Below are 23,437 nucleotides of genomic sequence, written 5' to 3' on the forward strand. Positions count from 1 at the left end.
TTCATTCTCCCTCCGCGAAGCAGTCAGTCGCCAATCGTATTCGCGCCGTTCAGGAGCGGTACGCCGAAGTTCGGCGTTCCGTCTGCATTCCATTCTAGCCGCTGGACGCGCGTGTGACGGTTCGGGTCGTAGAGCGGGTCCCCCGTGATCTTCTCGTAGTTCCGCGCGTGGTACACGAGCACGTCGATCGATCCGTCCGCCGAGGTCGTGAACGAGTTGTGGCCCGGGCCATACAGCCCGTTGGCGCTGACGAACACTGGATCCTCGTTCTTCGTCCACGAGCTGGCGCGCAGCAGGTCGTCCGTCGCGCTCGCCGTGAGCAGGCCGAGGCAGTAGCGGTCGTCCGTCGCGCTCGCCGAGTAGCTGATGAAGACCCGCCCATTCCGCTCGAGCACGGCAGCACCTTCGTTGACCGCGAACCCCGCCGTCTCCCAGGCGTGCTCGGGTCTGGCGATCCGCACGCTGGGCCTGGCCAGCGTCCACGGGTTCACCATGGCCGCGATGAACAAGCTGCTGTTGTCGCCCGCGACGCTCGGGTCCTCCTGCGCCCACACGAGATAGCGCTTGCCGTCGTGCTCGAACGTCGTGGCGTCGAGCGCGAAGGTGTCCGAGTCCGTCACGATCTGCCCTCGCTCGATCCACGTGCCATCCATCGGGTTGGCCGATGAGCTCTCGAGCGCGTACATGCGAATGGCCCAGATGTCGGTCGAGCTTCCGGCGGCGAAGTAGATGTACCACTTGCCGTCGATGAAATGTAGCTCGGGCGCCCAGATGTGCGCCGCCATGGGGCCGGTCGCGTGCTTCGTCCAGACGACCTTCGGGGTCGCGCTGGTCAGGCCTCGTATCGTGGTCGCGCGCCTGATCTCGATGTGATCGTACGTCGGCACGCTCGCGGTGAAGTAGTAGTAACCGTCCGTATGCCGCTTGATGTGGGGATCGGCGCGCTGCGAGATCAGATAGCCGAGCGGTTCGAGCGCGAACGACGCCTCCGCGTTCTCGACCGCCGTGCCGTCGAGCACGTGCGCATGGATCTGGTAGTTCAGGTGCCGGAGATAACGTGTCGCGTCCGAGTACCACTGCAGCGAGACCATCGTCGGATCCCCGTTCAGGGCGGGCACGATCCGGAACGTGGCGTCCCTCCGGAACGCGGTGGACTCCGTGAACACGTCGATCCACAGAAGGTGACTCCTCTCTTCGGGCGGGGTCTCCCAGAGCCCGCTGGCCCGGTTGGACGTCTCATCCTGCAGCGGGTACCGGGTCGAGTTCATGCTGTCGACGTGCAGGTAGCGACCGCCGAAACCCACAGGCTCGAACGACACCAGCGTCGGATCATCCGGGTTCGCCAGGCCGGGCACCACTCTCCACTGGAAGTCGGCAGGAAGCTGGTTGTTCGCCCTGTCGTCGAGGTCGGTGATCATCGCGTGATAATAGGAGTGCGCGACGTAGAGCGGGGCGTCCTCCTTGTGCGTCGTGCGAAGCTGGTAACCCCCTCCGGCGTCGTCGTCGAGATTGGAGAGCTCGAGAACAGCGGGGGCGGCGAGGGCCGCATACTCCGGGTCCTCGCTGGCCGGTGCGTCGAAGACGACGCGTACGGGCTGAGCTCCGTCGGCCTGCCAGTCATCGACGCTGCTCAAGGTCACGGTCTGCGCCGTGCTCCAGTTCGCCTCCGTGAACGTCAGGTCCGCATGGCTCAGCGTCGCCTCGGTCGTGTCGCTGACGCCGAGCGCGATCGTCACGGGCGCGCTCGGCTGCGATGCGAGGAGCACGGTGAACGTCACGGGCGCGCCGCGCTCGGCGAGGGGCCCCGACGGGTCGCTGACGACGATCGCTGCCGTCCCTGGAGCGTCGTCGTCCGTGTTCGTGATGTCAGCGGACTCCGCGACGAGGCCGTCGCACGCTGGGTCTGCAGAGACCGAGGGCCCGAGGCGGACGCGGAAGATCTGATCCCCGTCGCTCTCCGCATCGTCCACCCCCGTGACCGTGATCTCCCGAGGGACGCTCCAATCCTCCACCGTGAAGGAGAGGGTCGCCGGTGAGACGGAGCCTTCGGTCGCATCCGAGCTCGAGACCGGCACCGTGATCGGCGCGCTCGGCGCGCCGTCGAGCGCCACGCTCACGGTCACCCGCCCGCCGGACTCCGAGGTGCTGAGCGCTGTGCCCGCCGTCATGATCCGCAATGAACGGGTCGACGCGTCCGGCGCATCGGTCGAAGGCCCCTCCGAGCAACCGACCACCACGAGCAGCGCGGCGAAGGCGAAGGCTGCCGCCGTGAGCGCGACGCGCGGCGCAGAGAGGGAAGTGCACTCTGGATGGGAAGATCTCGGTGCGCGCATGATAAGGGGAAACTCCACCCGTCCGTGGGTCCGGTAGAATGCTCAGTAGTGGGCGATGATCGCGTCGAGCTCCGCCTGCGTGACCCGGACCGCGTTCGCGTGGCGCACGCCGGACGGAAAGCGGTACTGCGCGCTCGGGAGCTCCGTCCAGGAGCCCGGATCCGCGTCGAGATCCGTCGTGCTCCAGCACCCGAACACACCGCCGTTCAGGTAGTAGTCGGCGAACAGGTACCATCGATCCTCCCGCGGATCCTTGATGACAAACGGCCCCTCCGTCGCTCGTCTGCTGCCCTGGGTCGACCCGCGCGTGATGTAGTCCGGACTCCATCGCGTGAACGTCTCCGGATCGAGCGCGAGCGTCGGGGAGCGCGCGATCTGGATGTCCTTGCCCGATCCGGTGAGCGCGCTCCCGCTGCTGTCCGTCTCGTCCTTGAAGAAGAGGTAGTTGCGGTCATTCCATTGCGTGATCGTCGCGTCGATGACGCTGTAGCCCGGATCGAAGAGCACGTCGGGTGTCGGGTTGACGATGGTGACGAAGTCCTCGGTGTAGCTGACGTAGATGCGGTTCGCGCCCGTGGTGTCGTTCCCGGACCAGATGATCGCATAGAGCTCGCGATCGGGGTCGTAGTAAGCCTCCGGGGCCCACGCGTGCATCGGGGTGTTCCCGGGGCCCGGGAGGTTCGTGAGCGTGATCAACCGGGGATTCGTGAAGGTGATGAGATCGGTCGAGTCCGCCACGAAGATCTTGGAGCTCGGATGGTTCCAGTAGTTCGCGTCGTTCTCCGAGAGCGTCCAGTCCGTGGCGATATAGATGTACGTTCCATCGTTCTTGCGGAACAGGAACGGATCGCGGATGTGATTCGTGCCCATCCCGGTGAGCTGGTACGCAGGCTGTCCATTGGCGAGGGTCGACCAGCGAAGCCCGTCGGTGCTGTAGGCGAGGTGCAGCGAATCGCTCGCCACGTTTTGATTCGGCCCGAAGTAGCTCAGCACCCAGGCACCCGGGGAGCAGCTGGTTGCGTTCATCGTGGCCGTGTGCTCGCCGTTCGTGCACTTGACGCAGCTGCGGTCCGTGGTGCTGCTTCCCTTCGTGCCGACGAGCTCTCCTGGCACGCAGTCGGTCCACGCGACGCACGTCGTTATGGGATCGGCGTCGTCGTCCCAGGTGCCGTCCGCGCAATCGACAGGCGCGGCGGTCCCGCCAGCGCAGTACGTGCCCGGCGGGCAGGCGTCACACTGCGCGGGCGTGGTGCTCGTCCCCGGCGCGGTCTGCCTCGTCCCAGGCGCGCAGGGCGTGTGCATCCCGCAGCTCGGCGCGTTCATCGTGTCGCTGAAGGTGTCCTCCGGGCACGCCGTGCACCGCCGGTCCGCGGTAGGCGAGCCCTCGGCGCTCGCGAAGGTGCCCGCGGTGCAGTCTGTCCATGCGACGCAGCTCGTCGCGCTGTCGCCATCGTGATCCCAGGTGCCCTCGGAGCACGCGGGGGGCTCGGCATCGGGTCCTGCGTCGCCGCCGGTCGTCGTCGCCGGGTCGCTGCACCCGGAGGTCCACAAGAGCGCCACGAGGAATCGTGCGCTCGATCTGCTTCCCAAACGTGCCATCTCGCTCCTCTGTCTCCCGCGTGGTTGCTGCGCCGTTGGACGCCGGCGCCCGCCCGGTCCGATGTCCGGAGCTCGGGATCACATCCTGGTCCACTGCCGGTTCAGCTGGCCGTCACGGGCTTTCGTGCGACGATGTCGGACCGCGGAGAGCCCACCCCTGTTGCGCGGCGCAGTGAATCACGCGCCTTTGTCCGCGATGACCGAGCGAGCGGAGCCGTACCGGGATCGATCCCGAGGACGGGCGCCCTGCGCGCCCGACGGCCTGTCCTGAACAAGGCGAAGGGGATGGTTCGCGAGCGATTGTGAGCGCTCACATCATCGGCGTCAACCGAAATGGCCCGGCGACGAGCTCACGGCCGCCGCTCCAGAGGTGCCCCGCCAGCCTCTTCTCCCTCGGGCCGGAGGACACCTCGGGCCGGTCGATTGGAATTGACGCTGCATATGTGAACGCTCACAATCGGCCCGATCGGTATCCTGTTGCTTCGCCATGGATGGGTCGTGTTGTCGCACCCTTGCTTGGTCCGAGAGAGCAAATTCACCCTCAGGAGAGAACTCCATCATGAGCCGAAATTGGACTGCCGGGGGCGCCTTGCTGGCAGCCATGCTGGGGTCGGTACCCTCCGCGGGAGCGGCGACGTTGCAGCAGGTCAACGGCTGGGGGGTGAGCGGTCTGCCTGGTGACGTGAGCATGTACGTCTATGCCCCGGACCGCGTGGCGCCGAATCCTCCGATTCTGACTCTGGTGCACTACTGCGGCGGGACCGCCAGTGCAGTGTTTGGTCAGGCGCGGGGCGGGGGCATCGTCGACGCGGCGGACGAACATGGCTTCATCATGGTCGTCCCCAGCAGCGGAAGATGCTGGGACGTCGTCTCGAACAAGACGCGCACGCGCGAAGGCGGTGGCGACAGTCACGCCATCAGGCAGATGGTGAAGTACGCGCTCGACACGTACGGAGGCAACGCGGATCGCGTCTATGCGACGGGAGATTCGTCCGGCGGCATGATGACCGAGCTCCTGCTCGCCCTCTACCCGGACGTCTTCAAAGCAGGCGCCGCGTTCGCGGGCATGCCGGCCGGGTGCCGCGCAGCCAACGAATCAGGCAACAGCGGCGGATATAGCGGAGCGTGCGCGGGCGGCTCGGTGACCCACAACGCGCAAGAATGGGGGGACATCGCCCGTACGCTGGCCCCGGGGTATGCGGGACATCGCCCGCGGCTGCAGCTCTTCCACGGCGACGCGGACACCATCATCAGGTACCCGAACCACACGGAGGCCATCAAGCAATGGACCAATGTTCTGGGCGTGGGCGCGAGCCCGACGTCGACCGATACGGGAGTCCGGCTCGGTAATCACGATGCGACGCGGCAACGCTGGGAGAATGAGTGCGGCTACGTGGTCCTCGACGCGTTCACCTCGATTGGCGGTGATCACGGCCCATCCGACGCGTTGTTCCCCGCTGAGTATGTCATCCCCTTTCTGGGTCTCGACAAGACCGGGCCGGTCGATCCCGAGATAGAGGCGTGCAGCGGTGGGGCGGGTGGAAGCGGCGGCGCGGGCGGAAGCGGCGGCGCGGGCGGAACCGGCGGAGAGGGTGGGGGTGGCGGACAGGGGCAGGGCGGCATGGGCGGCGGGACCGCTGGGAGCACGGGGTCGAGCGGCACCGCAGGCGGAAGCGGCACCGCAGGCGGAAGCGGCGGGAGCAGTGGAACGGGTGGCGCCGTCACGGCTGGTGGCCCGGCCGGCAGCGCTGATCCTGGATCGTGCGCGGTCGGCAGGGCCGATTCAGGGGAGTCCGTCGGGACTTCCCTGGTTGCTCTGGCAATTGCACTTTCGACCTTGATGCGTCGTCGTCGGAGGACAATGGCAGCCCGGTGACCTGCACGCGCTGGCAGCCGGGCCAGCCGGACAACCCGCGAACCAGCGCTGGGTGAAGATGGTCGCCGACGGCAGCGTCACTGCTGTAGCGCCCACCGCGGCACGTCAGCGCACCCGCAGTTGCGCCGCCGATTCACCGAGCTTTTCGCCCTGCGCATCGACCACATGCAGCTTGTACGTTCCGGCGCTGGCCGGCACGGCGATGGACGTAGCGTCCCCCGCCGCCTTCGTCATCGTCGCGCCCTCCGTGAACGTGCCGGTGCCGGCCGGCGCGAGCCAGACGGCGTTGGCCGCCGCGCCGGTGCTCCTGATCTTGATCGTCTTGGTGCCGGATGCCACCGAGGCGCTCGCCGGGAATACGTAGTCTTGAACCGCGAGCAGGCTGCTGGGGATGATGCCCCGGTGCTCTTCCTGGATGCCGGAGCTCAGGCAAATTTCGTACTGGGCCGCCGGCCACATGTTGTCCGGAACCGCGACCGGCGGGTCGATCCTGCTATCGGGCGGGTTGATGCCCATCTTGTTCACGGTGGCGTACGTCCTCAGGATGGTGAGGTGGTGCTTGGCCCCGAAATCCTCGCAGTTGATCGTGTATTTTACGCCGGGGTCGATGTCGAGCACGTTGTCGTTCTGCGTGATGTACGCGCTGCCCTCGTCGTTGTGCAGGCCGTACGTGGGGCCGCTCGTCGCGGGCGGAATGCCCTTGACGTAGTTCTCGTTGATGGTCGTGCCCGGCATCTGACCTAGCGTGTAGACCGCGCCGCTGTCGTGTAGCCTGCTCAAGGTATCGATGAAGCGATTGTTGGTGATCGCATTGTCTTTGCAGGTGGTCGAGTCGGGGAAGTTCCGCCAGCCCCAGCCCAGGTTGATGCCGTTGTAGGCCGTCTTCTGGATGTGGTTGTAGGTTATCTTCAGGCCATCGACGAAGAACGCGGTGATGCCCGAATGGCCACCGAAACCCGGCAGCGAGCTCACGTCGTACAGCAGGTTGTTGCTGATGGTGTCGTTTTTACAGATGCCTTCGACACCCGAGCCGAACTTGTGGTGCGGGCCGGTGTCGCCCGCGTACAGGTGCTGCGGGTGGCCGACCGTGATGCCGCTGCCGGCGATGTCGGTGATGTAGTTGCCGACGATGCTGGAATTCACGACGTCGTTGATGAAAGAAATGCCCTCGTTGCCGCTGTGCTTCACCACGTTGCCGATGAAGTCGATCGAGTCGGCGTTGTTGACCGTGATCATCCCGGGCAGCGTGTCGATGATCTCGTATTTGCTGTTGTGCCAGTTGCCGTCGCCGTAAGCAACGTAGGTGGTGGCGCCCTGTACCGTCGCTTTGCCGCGCGACCCGTCCACGCTGTACAGGTTGTAGTCGGTGTTGGCGAAGGTGATGCCCTGGAAGGTGAGGTTCTTGACGCGGCTGGCGCTGGAGGCGCCGACGATGTCGATCAGCTTCTCTGCGATCGGCGCCTGCACGTCGGCTTGAGCCATGTCTTCGCCCTGTCGTGGGTAGTAGTAGAGGGTCCCGGTCGTCTTGTCGAAATAGAACTGACCGGGTGAGTCCAAGAACTCACGCGCGTTGTAGATCGTGTGGGAACCAGAAACACTGAAGCCCGAGTTCCAGCCGGGGGTCTGCGCAATGGCACCGTAGGGCTGTTGAAAGAGCAGCGCGCGGAGGTTGTCTGGCGTGGTGGTGACATCACGAACGCAGACGATATTCTCATTCCACGTGGTGCCGTTCACGATCTCGAGGTCGTCCTTGTTGCTGGCGATGGCAGGTACCGCGTTGAGGTCGTACTTGGCGCCGTCACTGCCGCTGCCGGTCGCCCAAGCCCAGCTGTGCTGCCCGGCCGTCACGCTGTACGTCCCGACCCCTCCGCGCGACGTGACCCGCTTGCTCGTCATCAGGGCACGAGCATCGTTCACGTACAGGTTGCGCAGCTTCGTCGTTCGGTCCAGCTTGGCCTTGTAGATGTTGCCTGCCTCCGGCGTCCATCCGGTCACCTTCGTCGCGCCGTTCAAAACGGGCTTTTCCCCGGGGTAAGCCTGATAGTGGATGCGATGGCCATTCGTGCCCGAGTCCGACGGAGCGAAGGCGATGGCGTCGGTGAGGCTGTACGTGCCAGCTCGGAGGTAAACGTAGATGTCGCCGGTCATGTTGGCGTTGACGGTGCGGACGGCGTCGCGCGCCTTGGTGACCGTCTTGAACGGCGCGCCGGCGGTGCCTGGATTGTCGTCGCTACCGGAGGGCGACACGTAGTACGCCGCTTGCCGCGTCCCGGTCTCGTCTGGAACCTCGCCGCCGCCGCCGCCGCCGCCGCCGCCGCCCGTTCCGCCACCGGCCACCGCGCCGGCGCTGCCGCCGCCCCCGTCCGCTGCCGCTCCTCCGGCTCCTGCAGTGGCGTCGGCTCCGCCGGTCGCGCTGCCGCCAGCCGAGCTGTCGCCGCCGGCCAGGTTGGGGCTCGTCCCGTCCGATGAACAGGCGGCCAACCCAGCGAACGCCGTGAGGGATGCGGCGACCAGCAGCTTGACGTGACGAACGGTGGAATCGTGACTCTCACGCATGATTCTTGCCTCGAAGGGAAGGTGAGCCAGCCGCCCACGCGGAGCGCCGCGCCGCTTCCAGATCACGTCAGCTCAGTGAGGAACCGACCCGCAGCGATGCTGCCGCGAGCCCTGCCAGAGCCTCGCGAAGCAGCGGTACGTCGCGAAGCAGAGATGCCGAACGAGCACGCGCGCCGGCACGCTCCTCGCCCTGCATGCGCCTCACCTGGAGCCAGCGGCCCGACCGGCACGGTAAACGCGCACAAGGAGAAAGGCCCGGTGCGCATGACGCACCTATCCAGGGCAACGCCAAAGAATACCTGGTGTGGAATGTGAACGTTCACATGACTGGCGTCAATCGAAATGAACCGGCGCGCGGATGTCCTCGATCCGGAGCGGTGCGCAGCGGCGGCCGGCCGAGGCGCCCGCGTGAGCTGTCCCGCGAGCCCGGCTTGCGCGAGGTCGTGTTTTCCGGGGGACCTGGGCGGTGCTCGTGCACAGGACCAGCTCGGCCTGGACGGCGGTGCAGCCGTCGAGGCGCTGACCGGCTCCGAGCTCGTCGGGCGGGCCCGCGCGGCGGCGTGATGGGGGCGAGGGGTGGATCCGCCGGCTCATCCCCCGGGCAATTATGCGCCTTCCTTGCTCGGTGTGCGTGTCCGTCATCGTCGTCGACGAGGGGACACGCCGGCAGCCGTGCTCGCGCATCGTCCGCACGACGTCCTCGATGCTCGTTAACGGGCAGGGTGGCGAGCTCGTCCGACATCGGTCGTGCGCAACGCTCGAACCTGAGCTTCACCGCGTGCAGCGGAGGGCCTCGGGCGTCTTGACGAGGCACGGACCACGACGACGATGACCACGTCGAGCGCACGGAGGTGCCGCATGTCCGAGGCGGAGAGCGAGAGCGACCCCAAGCAGCAGCACGCCCCCCGACCCGCCGGCTCCGCGCAGGGGAGCAGAGCGGATGAGAGCCCTCGCCTCCTGCGAACCCGACGCCACTGGGCAAGCCGCAGCAAACGCTTCCCGAGGACGGCCGCTGAGATCGGCCGGACGACTGAATACCCCCTCCGGCGATCATGACGCTGCGGCCTGCCCGGAGACCCGAGCGCCAGTCCTCCAGCGCAAGTAGCCCCGACACCGGGCAGGAGATCGCGGCATTCTCCACCTGCGCGGAGGTCGGACCTCGCCTCGAACCGCGGAGACCTACGTGATGGCCGACCCCCTCCCGCCCGACGCTTCGGGGCCGCCCCCGTCCTTGGAAATGCGCGCGCCGGAGCCGCCTCCCACCGCGGTCCTGCCGGCGGCCCCTCCGGAGCCCGCGCGGGAGCGAAGGGCGCTCGCGGCGCTGGCGATCGCCGCGGTCGCGGCCATGGTGTGGATCACCCACCCGGTGGGGATCGGCATCGTCCTCGGCACGCTCAACGCCTTCACGATGCAGCCGTTCTACGAGCGGATGCGGGCGCGCGGGCGTCGACCCGCGGTGGCGGCGGCGATCGCGGTCGGGCTGTCGTCGATCGTGATCGTCGCGGTGCTGGCCGGGATCTCGTCGCTGCTCGTGGGCCGGGGCGTGGTGCTGGCGGGGGAGCTCATCGCCGCGCTCTCCCCCGGGGCCCCGGCCCGTGAGCTCGTCGTGGAGTGGACCCGGCGCCTCGAACCGCTCGGGCTCCGCGCCGACGATCTTGCCGCCCGGCTGCGCGACGCCGCGGCCGAGCTCGCCGCCCGCGCCGCCGGCATCGCGGCGTTCGTCGCCTCGGCCAGCTTCAGCGCGCTGCTCGGCTTCTTCTTCCTGTCGATGACCACCTACTTCGTCCTTCGGCACTGGACCTCGCTCGCGCGCCGCGCGGAAGACGTGCTCCCGCTGCACCCACGCCACACCCGCGCGTTGCTCGACGAGTTCCGTGTCGTCGGCCGGACGACCCTCCTCGGCACGGTGCTCACCGGAATCGCGCAAGGGTTTCTCGCGACGATCGGTTACCTCATCACGGGGGTGCCCGAGGCGGCGTTCTTCGGCGCCGCGACGGCGGTGGCCTCGCTGGTCCCCGCGGTCGGCACGCTGCTCGTCTGGGTGCCGGCGGGCGTGTACCTGATCCTCACGCACCACATCGCCATGGGGATCGTCGAGCTCGCGTGGGGGGCGCTGGTGGTGGGGGGCGTCTCCGACTACGTGATCCGCCCGCGGCTCGTGGGCCGGGGATCGAGCATGCCAGCGCTCTTCACGTTCGGCGCGCTGTTCGGTGGGGTGGAGACGTTCGGGCTGTTCGGGCTCTTGCTCGGGCCGCTGGTGATGGCGCTGGCGATCTCGACGCTGCGGATCTACGTGGCGGAGACGAAGGGGAGGCGCACGGAGGACGACGCTCGGAGGTGATCGAGGTGGCGAGATCGACGCTCAATCGTCCATCCTGCTCCTGGCTGCCGCCCCGGGGCAGGTCTCGACGCCGCGCGCAAGCTTCCGGTTCACCACCGCCCCCACGAGGAGCGCTGCCGTGAACAAGTACAGGCCGATCATGGTCACGCCGATCACCGCGAGCCCCGCCAGGTAGGCGCCGCCATCTCCCGCTTTGGCGATGTAGAACGCATAGGCGAAGCCGAACAGGATCTCGAGCGCGACGGCGAGCAGCGCACCGGGAAGGATCGGCACGCCACGCCGGGCCCGGGGCGGGATGCCGACCCGGTACAGGGCACAGACGTACGCGAGGACGATCCCTGTGCTGACGCAGAAGCGGAGAAGGCGGCTCGCCAGGGTCGGGGCTTCGGTCGCCCGCAGCGGCGGGATCCACCGCCCGAGCCCACCCATCGCGCCCTGGAGCGCGGGGCCCAGGGACGCGAGGAGAGCAACCGCGACCGGCAGGACGACGCACATGCCGATGGCGAGCAGGCGCTTCTTCCACCAGGGACGCGAGATCCCGGTCCCGATCTCGAGGGAGTCGAAGATCGAGTGCACGCCGCTCGAGGCGAGCCAGATGAAGACAGCTGTGCTCGCGACGCCCGCCGAACCCTCGTTCCAGGTGGCGAGGTTGATCAGCTCGGCGCTGACGAGCTGGCGGGCCGCTGCCGGGAGCGGGCTCAACAGCTGCACGACCGCGCTCCAGTTGTTCGTCGAGAAGCGCCCGGCAAGGAGACCCGCGACAGCGGCGAGCGGCACGAGCGAGAGAAATAGCCAGAACGCCGTCTCGGCGGCGAGGCCGAGGACCCTCGTGCGATCCAGGCAGACGAGCACGTCCTTCGACCAGGCGCCGGCGCGTGAAAACCGCCGCTTCCATCCCGCCAGCTTCAAGGTGTGCAGCCGACGCATCGATGCCTCCCACCTCGGGGCTCCATGGTAGACTGTCAGTCTAACGCGTCGTGTGATCGCGCCCCGACATGGCCAGCGAAGGCGCGTCGCCGTCACGCCGCGCGCCCGCGCGTGAGGAGCTCGCGCCACCGCTGCGCGGAGACCCGCGCCGGCTCCGTCGTGTCCACGAACCCCTCGAGCACGCGCACGAATTTCTCCGGATCCTCGCAATGCGGGTAGTGCCCGACGGCGTCGAAGAGATCGAGGCGGCTGCCCGGCATCGATACGTGCGCGTCGCGGGCGTGGGCGACGGGGATCACCGGGTCGTTGGTCCCCCACACGATCAGCGTCGGCACCTCCGCCGTCAGGTACAGCCGGTCGTGCGCGCTCACGCGCTGGCCGGCGCGGTCGATCACCGAGCGCAGGGTCTGGACGAACGCGCGCCGGGCGTCCGCGTCCGCGAGCGATGAACAGGAGTTGACGAACTCGACGAGCACCGGGCCGGGGCGCCGGCCGCGCCGCTCCAGGAAGCGCACGGCGGCGCGCGCGAGGGAGCGCTCCGGGCGGAGAGCGAAGCGGAGGAGCGCGCGGGAGAGCGGCCGGCAGCCGATCGGCAGCGCCAGCCCGGCCCCGGGCAGGCTCAGCGCCCGCAGGAGCGCGTTCACCTCGATCCCGAGGCCGCCGCTGCCGACGAGGACGAGCCGCTCGCAGCACTCGGGGAACTGGTAGACCGTCTGCATGGCGACGCCGCCGCCGAACGAGTGCCCGACGAGGGTGCCGCGGTCGTGCCCGAGCGCCGCCATGAGATCGCGGATGCCGCTCGCATACGCGCCGAGCGAGTAGTCGGTCCGCGGCTTGGCGGAGGCGCCGTGGCCCAGCAGATCCGGCGCGACGACGGTGAACCGCCGGGCGAGCGCGGGCATCACGTGCCGCCACGTCGCCGAGCTCCCGGCCATGCCATGGATGAGCACCAAGAGCGGGCCCCGGCCTTCCCGGCGGAAGGCGATGTCGTGCCCGTGGATTGTGGTGTGGTGCAGCTCCATGACACGAAGCGTAATGCGATTCCGCCGGTGTCGCTCAGATCCGACCTATGCGGGTCGCGCCCGGTCGAGCGGGCGCTCGTCCCTCAGCCGGAGCCGCGTCTCTTCGCCGCCTTGTCCTCCGTGTCGAGCCGCTTCGCGTCCTCGTCGTACCGCTTCTCGTCGGCGCGGATCTCCGCCTCGGTCTGCTCGCGGATCGGCGGGCGCACTGCCTGCGGTTGGTCTTCGCCGAAGATGGCCTTGGCCGCTCCCCGACCGAGGCCGTAACCGAGCCATGCTGTGAACCACGACATGGTCAGCCCTCCTTGCTGGGCTTCTCGAGGGAGTCGTACGCGCCGCCCTCGACGGACGCCTTGACGTCGCTTCCGACGTGGTCGGCGCCCTGCTTCACCTCGTCCCACGTATCGTCGGTCGTCTCGGCGATCTCGTGGAGCTTGGCCTTCGCGACGTCGAGCGTAGCGTGCAGGGTGTCGAGGTGGGGCTTCGCCCGAGCTTGGCCGCTCGCTGATGTGGGTCGTCGGCGGCCGGCCGAATCGCGCAGCGCGACGCGGCTGCCATCGGGCTCTGCGTCACCAAGGGCGCCGCCAGGATGTCTCTTGAGCTCACCAACGCCTTCATCCCGGCGGTCATCGCTGCCCAGCACGAGAACGTGCACGTCATCTTCGTGCACGGGGACAGCGGCGACTGGCGGCCGAAGAAGGTAGGCGGACGCGGTACCCTGCCGCGCTGGCTGAGCGGGACCGTCGAGCTGTCGAGGCTGGAAGGGTAGGTACGGCGTCCTGGCGGGATTCCTGGCACGCGGCGTTACACGGCCACGTGGAGGGGCTGCACCACCGCCGCGAACACCGGGAGCGCCTCGCAGCGCGCCGCGTGCGCGGCCAGCGCTGGCCGCCTCGCGGCGTCGGCGAGGGCCGGGTGCGCCTCACCGATGAAGCGCAGCGCGCAGGCGACCGCGATGTCGGCGTGGCTGAAGGCGCCCAGCCACCAGGTTTCGCCGGGCCGGGCGGCGCGCTCCCGCTCCAGCAGGTCGAGCGTCTCGCCGATCTGCGCGGTGCAGCGCTCCACCCAGACAGCGCTCCGGCGCTCGCCCGTGCGCAGCACGTGCTCGTAGAGCAGGCTCACCGCCTTGTCCGCGAGCCCCGTGGCGAGCGCGGAGACCCGCAGCCCGGCGCGGCGCGCCTCGCCCGAGCGCGGCAGGAGCGCGCGCTCCGGCCCCACCAGGTCGTCGAGGGCGTCGAGGATCGCCGCGCTCTCCACGAGCGGCTCCCCGCCGTCCGTCACGAGCACGGGGACCCGCCGGAGCGGGTTGTACCTCGCGATGGACTCCGCGTCGGCCCACACCGACCACGGGCGGTGCTCGTACGCGAGCCCGTAATGCTGGAGCGCCACGGCGACGCGGCGCACGAAGGGAGAGTCGTACTGGCCAATCAGGATCATGGAGGCTCGTTTAACCGAGCCTGCCGCGGGCGGCTACCAGACGGTGCACACCCTGGCCGGCCGCATCGAGGGCCCTGGTAATTCCATGTCGCGGCGGGCAGCTCCATCGAGGAGAGCTCCCGAGCACCGCCCGCCGGAGCTGTCCGCTACGCCCGCCCGCTGTTCTTGAGCTCCGCACGCGCGGCGCTGACCACGGACATGAACTCACGCGCGCGCTCCGTGAGGACCTCGTCCTTGCCCGCCGCGAGCGCCGCGGCGTCCACGAGCTCGCCGCCGACCCCGAGCGCCACGGCGCCGGCCTCGATGAATCCCTGCGTTTCCCCACATGCTCTACTCGCCGGGTATCCCCTGGAGAGCCTGCCTGGGAGACAGGCAACCGCGGAAGAGCACGCAGCGAACCTGGAGGGCAACCTCAGGTCGCTGCTTGAACGCGCGAAGCCCGGCACGTACGCGCGCCGCCCGTGCGGCGGGTCCACATCCCGAAGGGGACCGACGGGGATCCAGCGCGGATCCTCGGCGCGATCTACGAGCAGGACTTCACTCCTCGCAGCCGATCCGCTCGTCGTCCAGCGCGACGTCGTCGATCCACGCCGTGAACCCCGGCGGCGCGCTCTGGTAGTTGTTCCACCCGACCCGGATCTCGCTGAACGCGTCCGGGATCTCCGAGCCCGAGTAGTTGCCCGGCCCGTTCGCGATGCTGATCTGGTCGAGGAGCTCGCCGTCCAGGTAGAAGTCGTAGCGCTGCGTTGGACCGTCGATGTGCCACTCGACGCAGTGCCACTGGTCCTCATAGTACCAGCTGTACGTGCTCCCCTTGCCGAACTCCGCCCCCGCGGGCTGCACGTTGTAGAGGTACTGGATGTGCGACCCGTTGCCGTCATTGTCCCAGCCGTCCTTGTCTTCCTTCACCGTGTCCACGACGCGGACCTCCTGGGCGCCCGTCGTCGGGCCGTTGCCGTACAGCGCGACGAGCGTCGAATGGACGAACGCGTCAGGCACCGGCCGCTGCACCCGGTAGCGGATCCGGCCCCAGTGCCCGCTCCCGAGCTGAGAAGCGTCGTGATAGATGCGCCGCTCCCCGTTCGCGACGGGGCCCATCTTCAGCGCGTGCTTGCCGTGCGCGGCCTGATCGTCGGCGACCGCGACCGGCTCACCATGCTTGGTCCAGCCCTGCGGAACGCCGCCCACGTCGGTGTCCTCGAAATCCTCGCAGAGGATGTACCTGCCGGACGCGCAGCCCGTCAGGGAGGTCTCGCCGCCGCCCGAGCCACCTTGCCCGCCGCCGCTCGAGCCGCCTTGCCCGCCGCCGCTCGAGCCGCCTTGCCCGCCGCCGCTCGAGCCGCCTTGCCCGCCGCCGCTCGACGAGCTGCTCGTGAGGGCCCCGCCGTCACCGCCAGCCCCGCCGCTGCCGGTCGTACCGGTGCTGGTCGCGCCACCGCTTCCGTCGCCTCCACCGGAGCTCGAGTCCGAGGAGGTTGAATTGCAGCCCACGTGGAATGCAATGAGGGCCAAGGTAAGGCTCACAGCGTGAACACGATGCATGGTGGACCTCCGGCTCTCCGAGAGCCAAGCAAGCGGACCAAACTTGATACTTTTGTCATGGGGTGATGTCAAGACCCCCTCGGCGTGCGCAGAACTCTCGATGGGAAGAGTGACACGAACGATGCTGAATCGTGCGTCTGCGATCGGTGCGAATCGCGGCCTCGCTCATCGCGTCCATCAGCCCAGGGCAGGTCCCGCAGTTGGGTCGTGAGAGCAGCGTGGACTCAATCACCACAAGCGCGGGCGCCGTGCTTTTCTCGATGAATTTGAAATTTCGCCATGCACGAGGACGCGGAGCTGTAGACAGGCCACGCCTGGTCGCCCGGCTCGGGCGCTCAGCTCTCGGGAGCACCGGTGTACGACCCGAGCGAATCGCCCCGGAGGTTCGCTTGTCGGTCAAGCCTTCAAGAACGCGTCGCAGTCTCCGCCGTAGCCCTCGCCGACGCTGCTCACCGGGACGTCCATCGCGTGGCAGAGCGTGGCGAGCAGCTTGTTGTGCGGCATGCTCCCCAGCTTGACCTTTCGCCCGGTCTTGAAGAACCCTCCGCAGCTCCCGACGAGCAGGAACGGGATGTTGTCTACGGCGTGGTAGTTCCCCTCGTTCATGTCGTTGGCGACGACGACGACGCTGTTGTCGAGCGCGCTCCCGTCCCCCTCGGAGGAGTCGGCGAGCTGCGCCACGAGCGTGGCGACCTGCTCGTAGAACCACCGATCGATCGCCGTCTTCTGGGCCGCGTTGTTCGCGCCCTCGTGGGCGATGGCGTGGTAGTCGGGGCTGCCGATGCCGAGCCACGGGAACGTGAGGCTGTTGCCCCCGCCGTCATCGATGAGATCGAGGGTGACCGTCCGGGCCAGGTCGCACTTCACGGCTGCCGCGGCCAGCTTCATCATCAGGTCGACGTGCTTCGGATAGTCGTTGATGTTATCGTAGTTGATCCCCCCCTCGCCGATCGCGGGCGGCGTGCACGCGCGCTGCGAGGCCGCCGCCTCGAGGTCCAGCTCCAGCGAGCGGATCGAGTCCAGGTGCGCCTGCACCTTCAGCCGGTCCTCCGTCCCGAGGCGCTGGCCGAAGCGCTCGAGGTCGGTCCCCACCAGATCGAGGACGCTCTGCCTGCGCTTGCGCAGCTTGTCGATCTGGGCTGCCGGCAGGCTCGCCCCTCCGAAGAGCCTGTTGAAGAGGCGGTAGGGATCCGTCTCGGCATTGTTCTTCTGATTTCGCCCCGCCCAGCTCGTCGAGAAGCCATAGGGGCGGCAGCCGAGGTTGAGCTGCGGCGAACTCACCCCCTTGCTCCTGAGATCGTCTCCGATGATCTGATCGATCGACGGCGCGATGCCGTCGCTGACCCCGGGGGCGGGGCTCACGCCGGTGAAGAGCGCGCCATAGCTGAAGTGCCCGTCGTACGTCCGGTTCGCGTCCAGCATCACCTTCAGGTCGACCCCTTGGGGGATCAGCACCTTGGACTTCCAGCTCTCGAGCGGCTCCAGGATGGTCGGGAGGCGCGCCGCGTTCAGGTCGTCGTTGCCAGGCAGCCAGTTCTGCTGGAAGATGCCGTTGGTCCAGGTCACGGCGATCATGCGCTTCGGGAACGCGCTCGGCGCCGCCGTGGCCGCGCGCTCGGCGTGCAGCAGCGGCAGCATGGCCGCCCCCACGCCCAGCGCCTGGAGCAGTGCTCGCCGTGAGAATCGCGCCTGGTTCATTGCAGCACCTCTCCTTCCATGATCGCCCGGAAGCGGAACGTACGTGAGCTCACCAGCGCCACCATCAGCTCGCGGATGTCCTGATCAGCGCCCTTGAAGGCATCCACCACCGACTCGAACGAGGCCTTGTCGTCCCCCGTCTCGCCTCGACCGAGCGCATAGCGCAGCCATTGCTTGGCGAAGCAGCTGTGGACCGCCTCGCTCGAGGCGAGCACCTGGCTGAGCCCGCGCGCGTCGGCCACGGCGTGGACCTGGCCGTCCAGCTCGACGGTGCTCGTCGCGTCGACCGGCTCTCCGTTGTCCATGGTCCGGAAGCGTCCGATGCCGTCGTAGTTCTCGAACGGGAAGCCGAGCGGATCCAGGCGCGCATGGCAGCCCTTCGCGCACGCCAGCTGGGAGTGCTCCGCGAAGCGCTCTCGCGTGGTACCTCCCTCATCTGGCCTCTTCGGCTCCGGGATGTCGTTCGGCGGCGGCGGGAGCGTCTGACACAGGATCTGGTTAAGGATGGCTTTCCCTCGCCTGACCGGGTGCGAGCCGTCGGCCGCGCCGGTCACGGTCAGGAACGCAGGCGAGGTCAAGATGCCTGACCGCTGGGCCGGGTCGAGCGACACGGGCTGCATCTCCTCGCCCTTCGGCCCGCTCACTCCATAAACCGCGGCGAGCGGCTCGTTCGCGAACGAGCTCGTCCCGGTCAGCACCTCCTCGAAGCGCCCGGTGCCATCGAGGACGACCCCGGCGACGAAGCGCCGCACCTCCTCCGACATCGCCCGCTTCAGCGCATCGTCGAACTCGGGGTAGACGTCGGCGTCCTTCGGCTTGCGAGCGACCGCCGAGAGGTCGAGCCAATCCTCGAAGAAGTCGGCCACGGCGTCGCGCGATCTCGGATCGCCTAGCATCCGGCGCGCCTCTCGGGCCACGTCCTCCGCGCTCGCCAGCCGATCCGCGGCCGCGGCGTCGAACAGCGCCTGGTCAGGCATCGTCCCCCAGAGGAAGTACGAGAGGCGGCTGGCGAGCGCATAGCCGTCCAGCTTCACCGTCTTCCCCTCGACGAGCGCTGGCTCCTGCCCGTTCTCCCAGTGGTAGAGGAACCCCCGCGACTGCAGCATCGCCTCGACGAGGAGGACGATCGCGCCGTTGAAGTCGAGCTCGATCTCCGTTCGCCCGGTCTGATAGAGGCGCATCAGCCCGTCCACCTCGTCGGCGGAGAGGGGGCGCCGGTACGCCTTCAGGCCGAACTCCGTCACGAACTGCCGGGCACACGCTTCTTCTCCGGCGCTTTGCGCGTCGCACGGCACGAGCGCGCTCAGGCGTGATGCCGCGTTCGCGGCGAGCTTCTCGGCTGCGTCGCGGAACAGCTCGGCGTTCAGCTTGTCGACCGGGCCGGGCAGATGGTAGCCGAGGACCGGATCGTCATTCTCCACGGGCACATCGTTAAGGTGCAGCGTGGTGTCTCCGAGCAGATCCCGGACGGTGTTGAGGTACTCGCGCCCGCTGAGCCGGCGGAGCACCTTGACGCCCGCCGAGGTGGGATCCGCCGGGGTCCCGTCGAAGCTCGGGTCAGGAGCCACGGAGCCGCCAGGCCGCTCCTCGGCGTCGCCTGGGCCGCCAGGCCGCTCCTCGGCGTCGCCTGGGCCGCCGAGCACCCCGGTGCATGAGGCGGCTGCGAGCGCGCAAAGGACGAGCCCTGCGCAAGTCCGTAAGATAAGTCTCATCGTGTTCATCTCCTCGTGTGAACGCATCCGCTCCGCGAGCGCACCCCTGCAACGACCCGGGCGCCTCGAGAGAGAAAGACGCAGGTTCGACGTCTCGCGACGGCAGCGTCGCGGGATGGTCAGGCGACCAGTAGGTCGGCCGTCGCAGGGAGCATGTGGCAGTAGCGGCTCGCCCCCGAAACGGCTCACCCTCCAGTCGATTCGCACTCCATGACAAATTTCTGGTTAAACGCGCGCTGCGAGGCGACACAGGAAGATCGGATATGCTGCAGCCCAGCACGCTGCGCCGCGTCACCGCCGGGTGCCTTAGGACACCGAAGCTCGGAACCGGGGATTGGCCGAGATCGGGACAGGACCGGCGGGCCCGCCGTGCCCCTCGGCGCCGCTTCTCTGTCCTGCTACGGAGAGGGCCTGACCATGAAGCGGTCGAACACGCTGTCCCCGCACCGGGTTACCACCGCGATGCCGGCTTCTGCCGCGAGGCCCCCCGGCCGCGCGACGCGCCGCCGCCTGGCCGCCGTCGCGCTGCTGGGGCTCGCGGCCTGCGAGGCAGGGCCGCTCGACGCCATCGAGCTGGCCCCCACGACGCTGACCCAGGGCATGGTCGCGCACTGGACGTTCGACGAGGGAGAGGGCACGGTCGTGCTCGATTCCTCCGGCAACATGCGCGACGGAGCGCTGACCGGAGGAACGTGGGTGCAAGACGGTCGGTTCGGCAAGGCGATGCACCTCGGCGAGGGCGAGTTCATGGCGGTCGACAGCTTCCCGAACGCCACCGCGAGCTGGAGCGTCTCGGCGTGGGTGCGCCTGACGAGCGACGAGCCCGCGCCCGAGGTCCTGGCGACCGTGGTCAGCACGGAGAACACCGGCGGATGGGAGATCAACATCGACTACGCGCAGTCGCCGCCGGGCATGCACTTCGGGTTCTGGAAAGGGCCGGAGACCAGCGATTATCAATTCCTCATCTGCTTCTGCATGGAGCCTCGCCGGTGGACGCACGCCGCCGCGGTCGTCGACGGCGAGGCGCTCACCATGTCCCTCTACCTCGACGGGCAGCTCGACCAGGCGGCGCCGATCGACGTGACGATAGCGCCCGGCTCCGACACCCTTTATGTCGGTCGATGGGGGGGCGCGAGTCGGTTCCTCTTTGCGGACGTCGATGACATCGTCATCCACAGCCGGGCGCTCGTCCCGGCAGAGGTCGCCGAGCTCTCGCAGCGCTCTCCGCCGGATCCCCGATGAGGAGCCTCGCCCGCGGCGCTCCTCTCCTCACGGATAGAGACGCGGTCGCGAGGATGCCTCCGCCTGCGACCGGGCGGGCTGCTCGCTTGCTGAATCCGATCAGCCGCAGTCTCTCACAGCCACCCCACGAAGCTGAGGCTGCCGAGCAGTGCCGGGCGCGCGCCGGACGCCACCTCGTCGTTGAGGAAGCGCACCACGGGATACGGCTCGGCGACGAGCACGTGCCCCTCGACGGAGATGTCGAGCCCCCGCACGAGCTCGATCTCGGCGCCCAGACCGGCGTCCGCCGAGAACGCCCACCGGGCGCTGTGGACGCCCCGGTACGGCCACGCTGCCTCGCCGTCGACCGACGCGTGCAGCACCCCCGCGCCGGCCGAGAGCATCGGGCGAACGCGCAGGTCGGGCCAGGGGAGGACCGCGAACTCGACGAGCGCGAGCCGCTGGGCCACCGTGGCGCTGCCCTGCGGCCCGTCGACGCGCGGGGCCGTCCCGAGCCCCGCGAGCGACAGGCGCGCCTGGAACGGCCGCAGCGGCGCGAAGCGGAGGCGCCCGACCGAGAGCAGCGCGGGGCCGACGCCGCCCGGGCTCGCGAGGAGCGCGCCCCCCAGCTCGACCCCCCACGTCGACCGGCGCGCCCCGTCCAGCGACCGCTCCGCCCACCGGGACGCGTGCCGGCGCGCGTCGCTCGCCACGGGCGGCGGGGACGCCCCCTCCGCGGAGCGCCGCGAGGCCATCAGGAGCTCGAGCAGGCTCGCCCGGAGCAGCTCGACCGCGCGCACGGCGAGCACCTCGGCCATGCGCGCGCGCGGCTCGCCGCGGATGTCGATCCGCCGCGTGAGCGTCTTGCTCGTGAGCCGGTCGACCACCCAGAGCTCGGCGGCCTGGGCGTCCGGCTCCAGCGACATCCCGATGAGCGCCGCGGAGCCGCGCTGCTGCGCGACGTCGACCTCGGCCGACCGGGGCGCCGAGGCGGCGCTCGCGTCGGCGAGCACGACGTCGAAGCCGTCGGCGACCAGCTCCCCCCGGATGCGGATCAGCGCCTCCGCGATCGACGGGTCCGCGGCGCCGGGCCGCACGAGGACCACGCGGGCAGGCTCCGCGGAGGCCACGGCGCTCGCCGCCGCCAGGAGGAGCGCGAGCGCCTGCGCGAGCGCGCGCCTCACGGCGTCCGGGCGAGGGCCCGCGCCGCCTGCGCGTAAGTGCCGCCCGGGAACCGGCGCAGGTACTCCCGCGCGACCAGCTCGGCCCGGTCATCGCCCTGGAGCCCCTGCACGAGCACCATCTTGCGCCCGAGCGCCTCGGAGGCATAGGCCCCCCCTTGCGGCGCCTCCTTCAGGTAGCTCTCGAACCAGGCGAGCGCTGCGGCCGGCCCCTCCTGTGTCTCCGCGAGCCGCCCGAGCAGGAACGCCGCCTCGGCGCCCCGGCGCGTCCCCGGGAACCGCCGCCGCTGCGCGAGGAGCGCCCTCCGCGCGACGTCGGTCCGCCGGGTGTATCGCGCCGCGTCCGCGAGGGCCGCGAGCTCCTCGCTCGTGCTCTCGGCGAGGGCGGCGTCGAGCCCGAGGCGCTGCGCCTCGTCGACGATGGCGTCGAGCTTGCCGGCCGCGAGCTTGCCGGCCCAGTCGCGCTTCGGCCCCGCCTCCGGGCCGCGCGCCGTCCCCCGCGCGGCCGCGGGCTCGCCGCGCGGCTCGGCGGCGGCCGGCGAGGCGACCGGGGCCTCCGCGCGGCCTTCGGCGGGCGGAGCGGCGGCCAGCGCGGAGGCGGAGGGAGGCGGGGCGGGCGCCGCTTCGGCACCCTGCCGCGCGTCGAGGTCCCGGAGGAGAACCTCTCCGTTGCGCACCCGGACCGTCAGCCACTGCCCTGCGCGCACCGCGATCGGCTCCGCGGAGAGCGGCCCATGGACGGCGACGGAGCCGTCCTCGAGCCGGAGGTCGAGCCGCTCGTCGTCCGGCGCCCAGGCGAGCGCGAAGGCCGTCCCGGTCACGGTCACGACGAACGGCCCCGCGTCGAACAGCCACTGCGTCTCCGACCGGTGGACCACGCGCGCGTGGACCTCGCCCTTGTCGAGCGCCACCCGGGCGCCCTGCGCGGTCACCGCCGCGATGTGCGCGCGCGCCCCCTCGGCGAGCTGCACCTCGGTGCCGTCCGAGAACCGCAACGTCGGGCGGCTCGACGCGTCCGCCTGGAGATCGCCGTCCTTCGCGACGCCCCCCTCGACTTCGTAGGACAGCCGATCTCCGTGCGCCCGCCGCTGCCACCCTCGGAACGCGAGCACGCCCGTGGCGGCGACGGCGAGCGACAGCCCTCCTGCGAGCAGCGGCGAGGACCGGAAGCCCCGGCGCGCCGCCGTCCGCTCCGTCACGCGAAGCAGCCCCCGGGTGCGCTGCTGGTGCGTCATCGCGCCGAGCGACTGGCACGAGAGCTCGACCAGGCGCGCCGCCCTCGGGCTCAGCTCCGGCTCCTTCGCCTCGTCAGGGTTCATCCCGTGCCTCTTCTCTCATGCCGTAGGCGGCGAGGGTCGTGTCGCTCTCCACCAGCGACGACACGCGCTCGGTGGCCCGGCCGAGCCGCCGCTTGACGGTGGCCAGCGAGACGCCGACCGCCTCTGCGATCTCTTGCAGGCTCATGCCCTCCATGTGCCGGAGCACGAACGCGGTCCGATCGTCCGCGCTCAGCGTGTCGAGGATCGCGTAGAGACGCCCCAGCGCCTCGCGCGCCTCGCTGTCGGCCGGCTCGACGGGGTGCTCCGGAAGATCCGCGGTGTCCGACAGCTGGAGGATGCGCCGCACGCGCCTTCGCCGGAGCTCCCACTTGAGGATTCGAACGGTCACCGAGAACACGAAGCTTCCCAGCGCGTCCGGGTCCCTCAGCCCGGATATCTTGGAGAAAACCCGCACGAACACCTCCTGGGTGATGTCCTCGGCGTCGGCGCCCGGCCCGAGTACGCGCGCCGCGATCCGGAACACCTTCGGAGCATGCTTGTTCCATACCGCTGCTGCCGCCCATGGCTCCCCTGTCACGAGCGCGCGCACCACCTCACCCTCGTCGGGACCGCCACTCTCCGGAGGAGTGATGGCAAGGCTGGCTTTACGTGCTACGGCATCGCTCCGAGGGCTCATGACTCCCGCAGCGGTCGTGCGGAGCAGTCACAGTACCGA

Annotated in this window: 17 protein-coding genes and 1 pseudogene; 4 read left to right on the forward strand and 14 right to left on the reverse strand. The window is 69.5% G+C overall.

Annotated features, from left to right (window positions below):
- Positions 1-23 precede the first annotated feature (23 nt).
- Together WMF11_RS07140 and WMF11_RS07145 are read right to left on the reverse strand one after the other, a co-directional pair.
- Positions 24-2,333, reverse strand: a complete 2,310-nt coding sequence (locus WMF11_RS07140) for a family 43 glycosylhydrolase (RefSeq protein ID WP_437976904.1) — start codon at positions 2,331-2,333, stop codon at positions 24-26.
- Positions 2,334-2,375: 42 nt separating this feature from the next.
- Positions 2,376-3,932, reverse strand: coding sequence for a hypothetical protein (locus WMF11_RS07145; protein WP_437976905.1), 1,557 nt, complete (start codon positions 3,930-3,932; stop codon positions 2,376-2,378).
- 559 nt (positions 3,933-4,491) lie between these two features.
- Between WMF11_RS07145 and WMF11_RS07150 the strand changes: the two genes are divergently transcribed.
- On the forward strand, positions 4,492-5,808 hold the full coding sequence (locus WMF11_RS07150) for an extracellular catalytic domain type 1 short-chain-length polyhydroxyalkanoate depolymerase (protein ID WP_437976906.1): 1,317 nt from the start codon (positions 4,492-4,494) through the stop codon (positions 5,806-5,808).
- 111 nt (positions 5,809-5,919) lie between these two features.
- On the opposite strand, the pseudogene WMF11_RS07155 reads toward WMF11_RS07150, so the two are convergent.
- Positions 5,920-8,061 (reverse strand): annotated as a pseudogene (locus WMF11_RS07155) (right-handed parallel beta-helix repeat-containing protein); the annotation flags it as partial.
- A gap of 1,489 nt (positions 8,062-9,550) precedes the next feature.
- Between WMF11_RS07155 and WMF11_RS07160 the strand changes: the two are divergent.
- The gene (locus tag WMF11_RS07160; RefSeq protein ID WP_437976907.1) at positions 9,551-10,705 is read left to right on the forward strand and encodes an AI-2E family transporter; all 1,155 of its coding nucleotides are present in this window, start codon (positions 9,551-9,553) and stop codon (positions 10,703-10,705) included.
- Positions 10,706-10,726: 21 nt separating this feature from the next.
- On the opposite strand, the gene WMF11_RS07165 is transcribed toward WMF11_RS07160, so the two are convergent.
- The 3 genes from WMF11_RS07165 to WMF11_RS07175 form a co-directional block, all read right to left on the reverse strand.
- A complete protein-coding gene (locus WMF11_RS07165) occupies positions 10,727-11,632 on the reverse strand; it encodes a YihY/virulence factor BrkB family protein (protein WP_437976908.1) in 906 nt (301 codons plus the stop codon).
- Between the two features lie 92 nt (positions 11,633-11,724).
- Entirely contained in the window at positions 11,725-12,654 is a 930-nt protein-coding gene (locus WMF11_RS07170; RefSeq protein WP_437976909.1) for an alpha/beta fold hydrolase, read from the reverse strand.
- An 83-nt stretch (positions 12,655-12,737) separates the two neighbouring features.
- Positions 12,738-12,944, reverse strand: coding sequence for a hypothetical protein (locus tag WMF11_RS07175; RefSeq protein ID WP_437907692.1), 207 nt, complete (start codon positions 12,942-12,944; stop codon positions 12,738-12,740).
- A 296-nt stretch (positions 12,945-13,240) separates the two neighbouring features.
- Here WMF11_RS07175 and WMF11_RS07180 point away from each other — a divergent pair, with 296 nt between their 5' ends.
- Entirely contained in the window at positions 13,241-13,420 is a 180-nt protein-coding gene (locus tag WMF11_RS07180) for a hypothetical protein (RefSeq protein ID WP_437976910.1), read from the forward strand.
- 35 nt (positions 13,421-13,455) lie between these two features.
- Here WMF11_RS07180 and WMF11_RS07185 read toward each other — a convergent pair whose 3' ends face one another.
- The 5 genes from WMF11_RS07185 to WMF11_RS07205 form a co-directional block, all read right to left on the reverse strand.
- Entirely contained in the window at positions 13,456-14,088 is a 633-nt protein-coding gene (locus WMF11_RS07185) for a glutathione S-transferase family protein (RefSeq protein WP_437976911.1), read from the reverse strand.
- A gap of 146 nt (positions 14,089-14,234) precedes the next feature.
- The gene (locus WMF11_RS07190) at positions 14,235-14,378 is read right to left on the reverse strand and encodes a hypothetical protein (protein ID WP_437907695.1); all 144 of its coding nucleotides are present in this window, start codon (positions 14,376-14,378) and stop codon (positions 14,235-14,237) included.
- A gap of 247 nt (positions 14,379-14,625) precedes the next feature.
- Entirely contained in the window at positions 14,626-15,600 is a 975-nt protein-coding gene (locus WMF11_RS07195) for a hypothetical protein (protein ID WP_437976912.1), read from the reverse strand.
- A gap of 426 nt (positions 15,601-16,026) precedes the next feature.
- Entirely contained in the window at positions 16,027-17,328 is a 1,302-nt protein-coding gene (locus WMF11_RS07200) for a DUF1552 domain-containing protein (protein ID WP_437716203.1), read from the reverse strand.
- Positions 17,325-19,040, reverse strand: coding sequence for a DUF1592 domain-containing protein (locus WMF11_RS07205; RefSeq protein WP_437907697.1), 1,716 nt, complete (start codon positions 19,038-19,040; stop codon positions 17,325-17,327). Before WMF11_RS07205 ends, WMF11_RS07200 begins: the two co-directional genes overlap by 4 nt.
- Before the next feature lie 417 nt (positions 19,041-19,457).
- On the opposite strand from WMF11_RS07205, the gene WMF11_RS07210 reads away from it, so the two are divergent.
- Positions 19,458-20,282, forward strand: a complete 825-nt coding sequence (locus WMF11_RS07210; RefSeq protein ID WP_437907698.1) for a LamG domain-containing protein — start codon at positions 19,458-19,460, stop codon at positions 20,280-20,282.
- 113 nt (positions 20,283-20,395) lie between these two features.
- Here WMF11_RS07210 and WMF11_RS07215 read toward each other — a convergent pair whose 3' ends face one another.
- Genes WMF11_RS07215 through WMF11_RS07225 form a run of 3 tightly spaced genes read right to left on the reverse strand, consistent with a single transcriptional unit; the run spans position 20,396 to position 23,398 of the window.
- On the reverse strand, positions 20,396-21,445 hold the full coding sequence (locus tag WMF11_RS07215) for a hypothetical protein (protein ID WP_437907699.1): 1,050 nt from the start codon (positions 21,443-21,445) through the stop codon (positions 20,396-20,398).
- Positions 21,442-22,761, reverse strand: coding sequence for a FecR domain-containing protein (locus tag WMF11_RS07220; RefSeq protein WP_437907700.1), 1,320 nt, complete (start codon positions 22,759-22,761; stop codon positions 21,442-21,444). Before WMF11_RS07220 ends, WMF11_RS07215 begins: the two co-directional genes overlap by 4 nt.
- Positions 22,751-23,398 (reverse strand): RNA polymerase sigma factor, encoded by a 648-nt coding sequence (locus tag WMF11_RS07225; RefSeq protein WP_437976913.1) that lies wholly within the window; start codon positions 23,396-23,398, stop codon positions 22,751-22,753. The genes WMF11_RS07220 and WMF11_RS07225 overlap by 11 nt, the downstream gene beginning before the upstream one ends.
- Positions 23,399-23,437: the final 39 nt, after the last annotated feature.

Origin of the sequence: Sorangium sp. So ce295 (genome assembly GCF_051527405.1) — a bacterium.
In the GTDB taxonomy this organism is placed as follows: Bacteria; Myxococcota_A; Polyangia; order Polyangiales; family Polyangiaceae; genus Sorangium; species Sorangium cellulosum_B.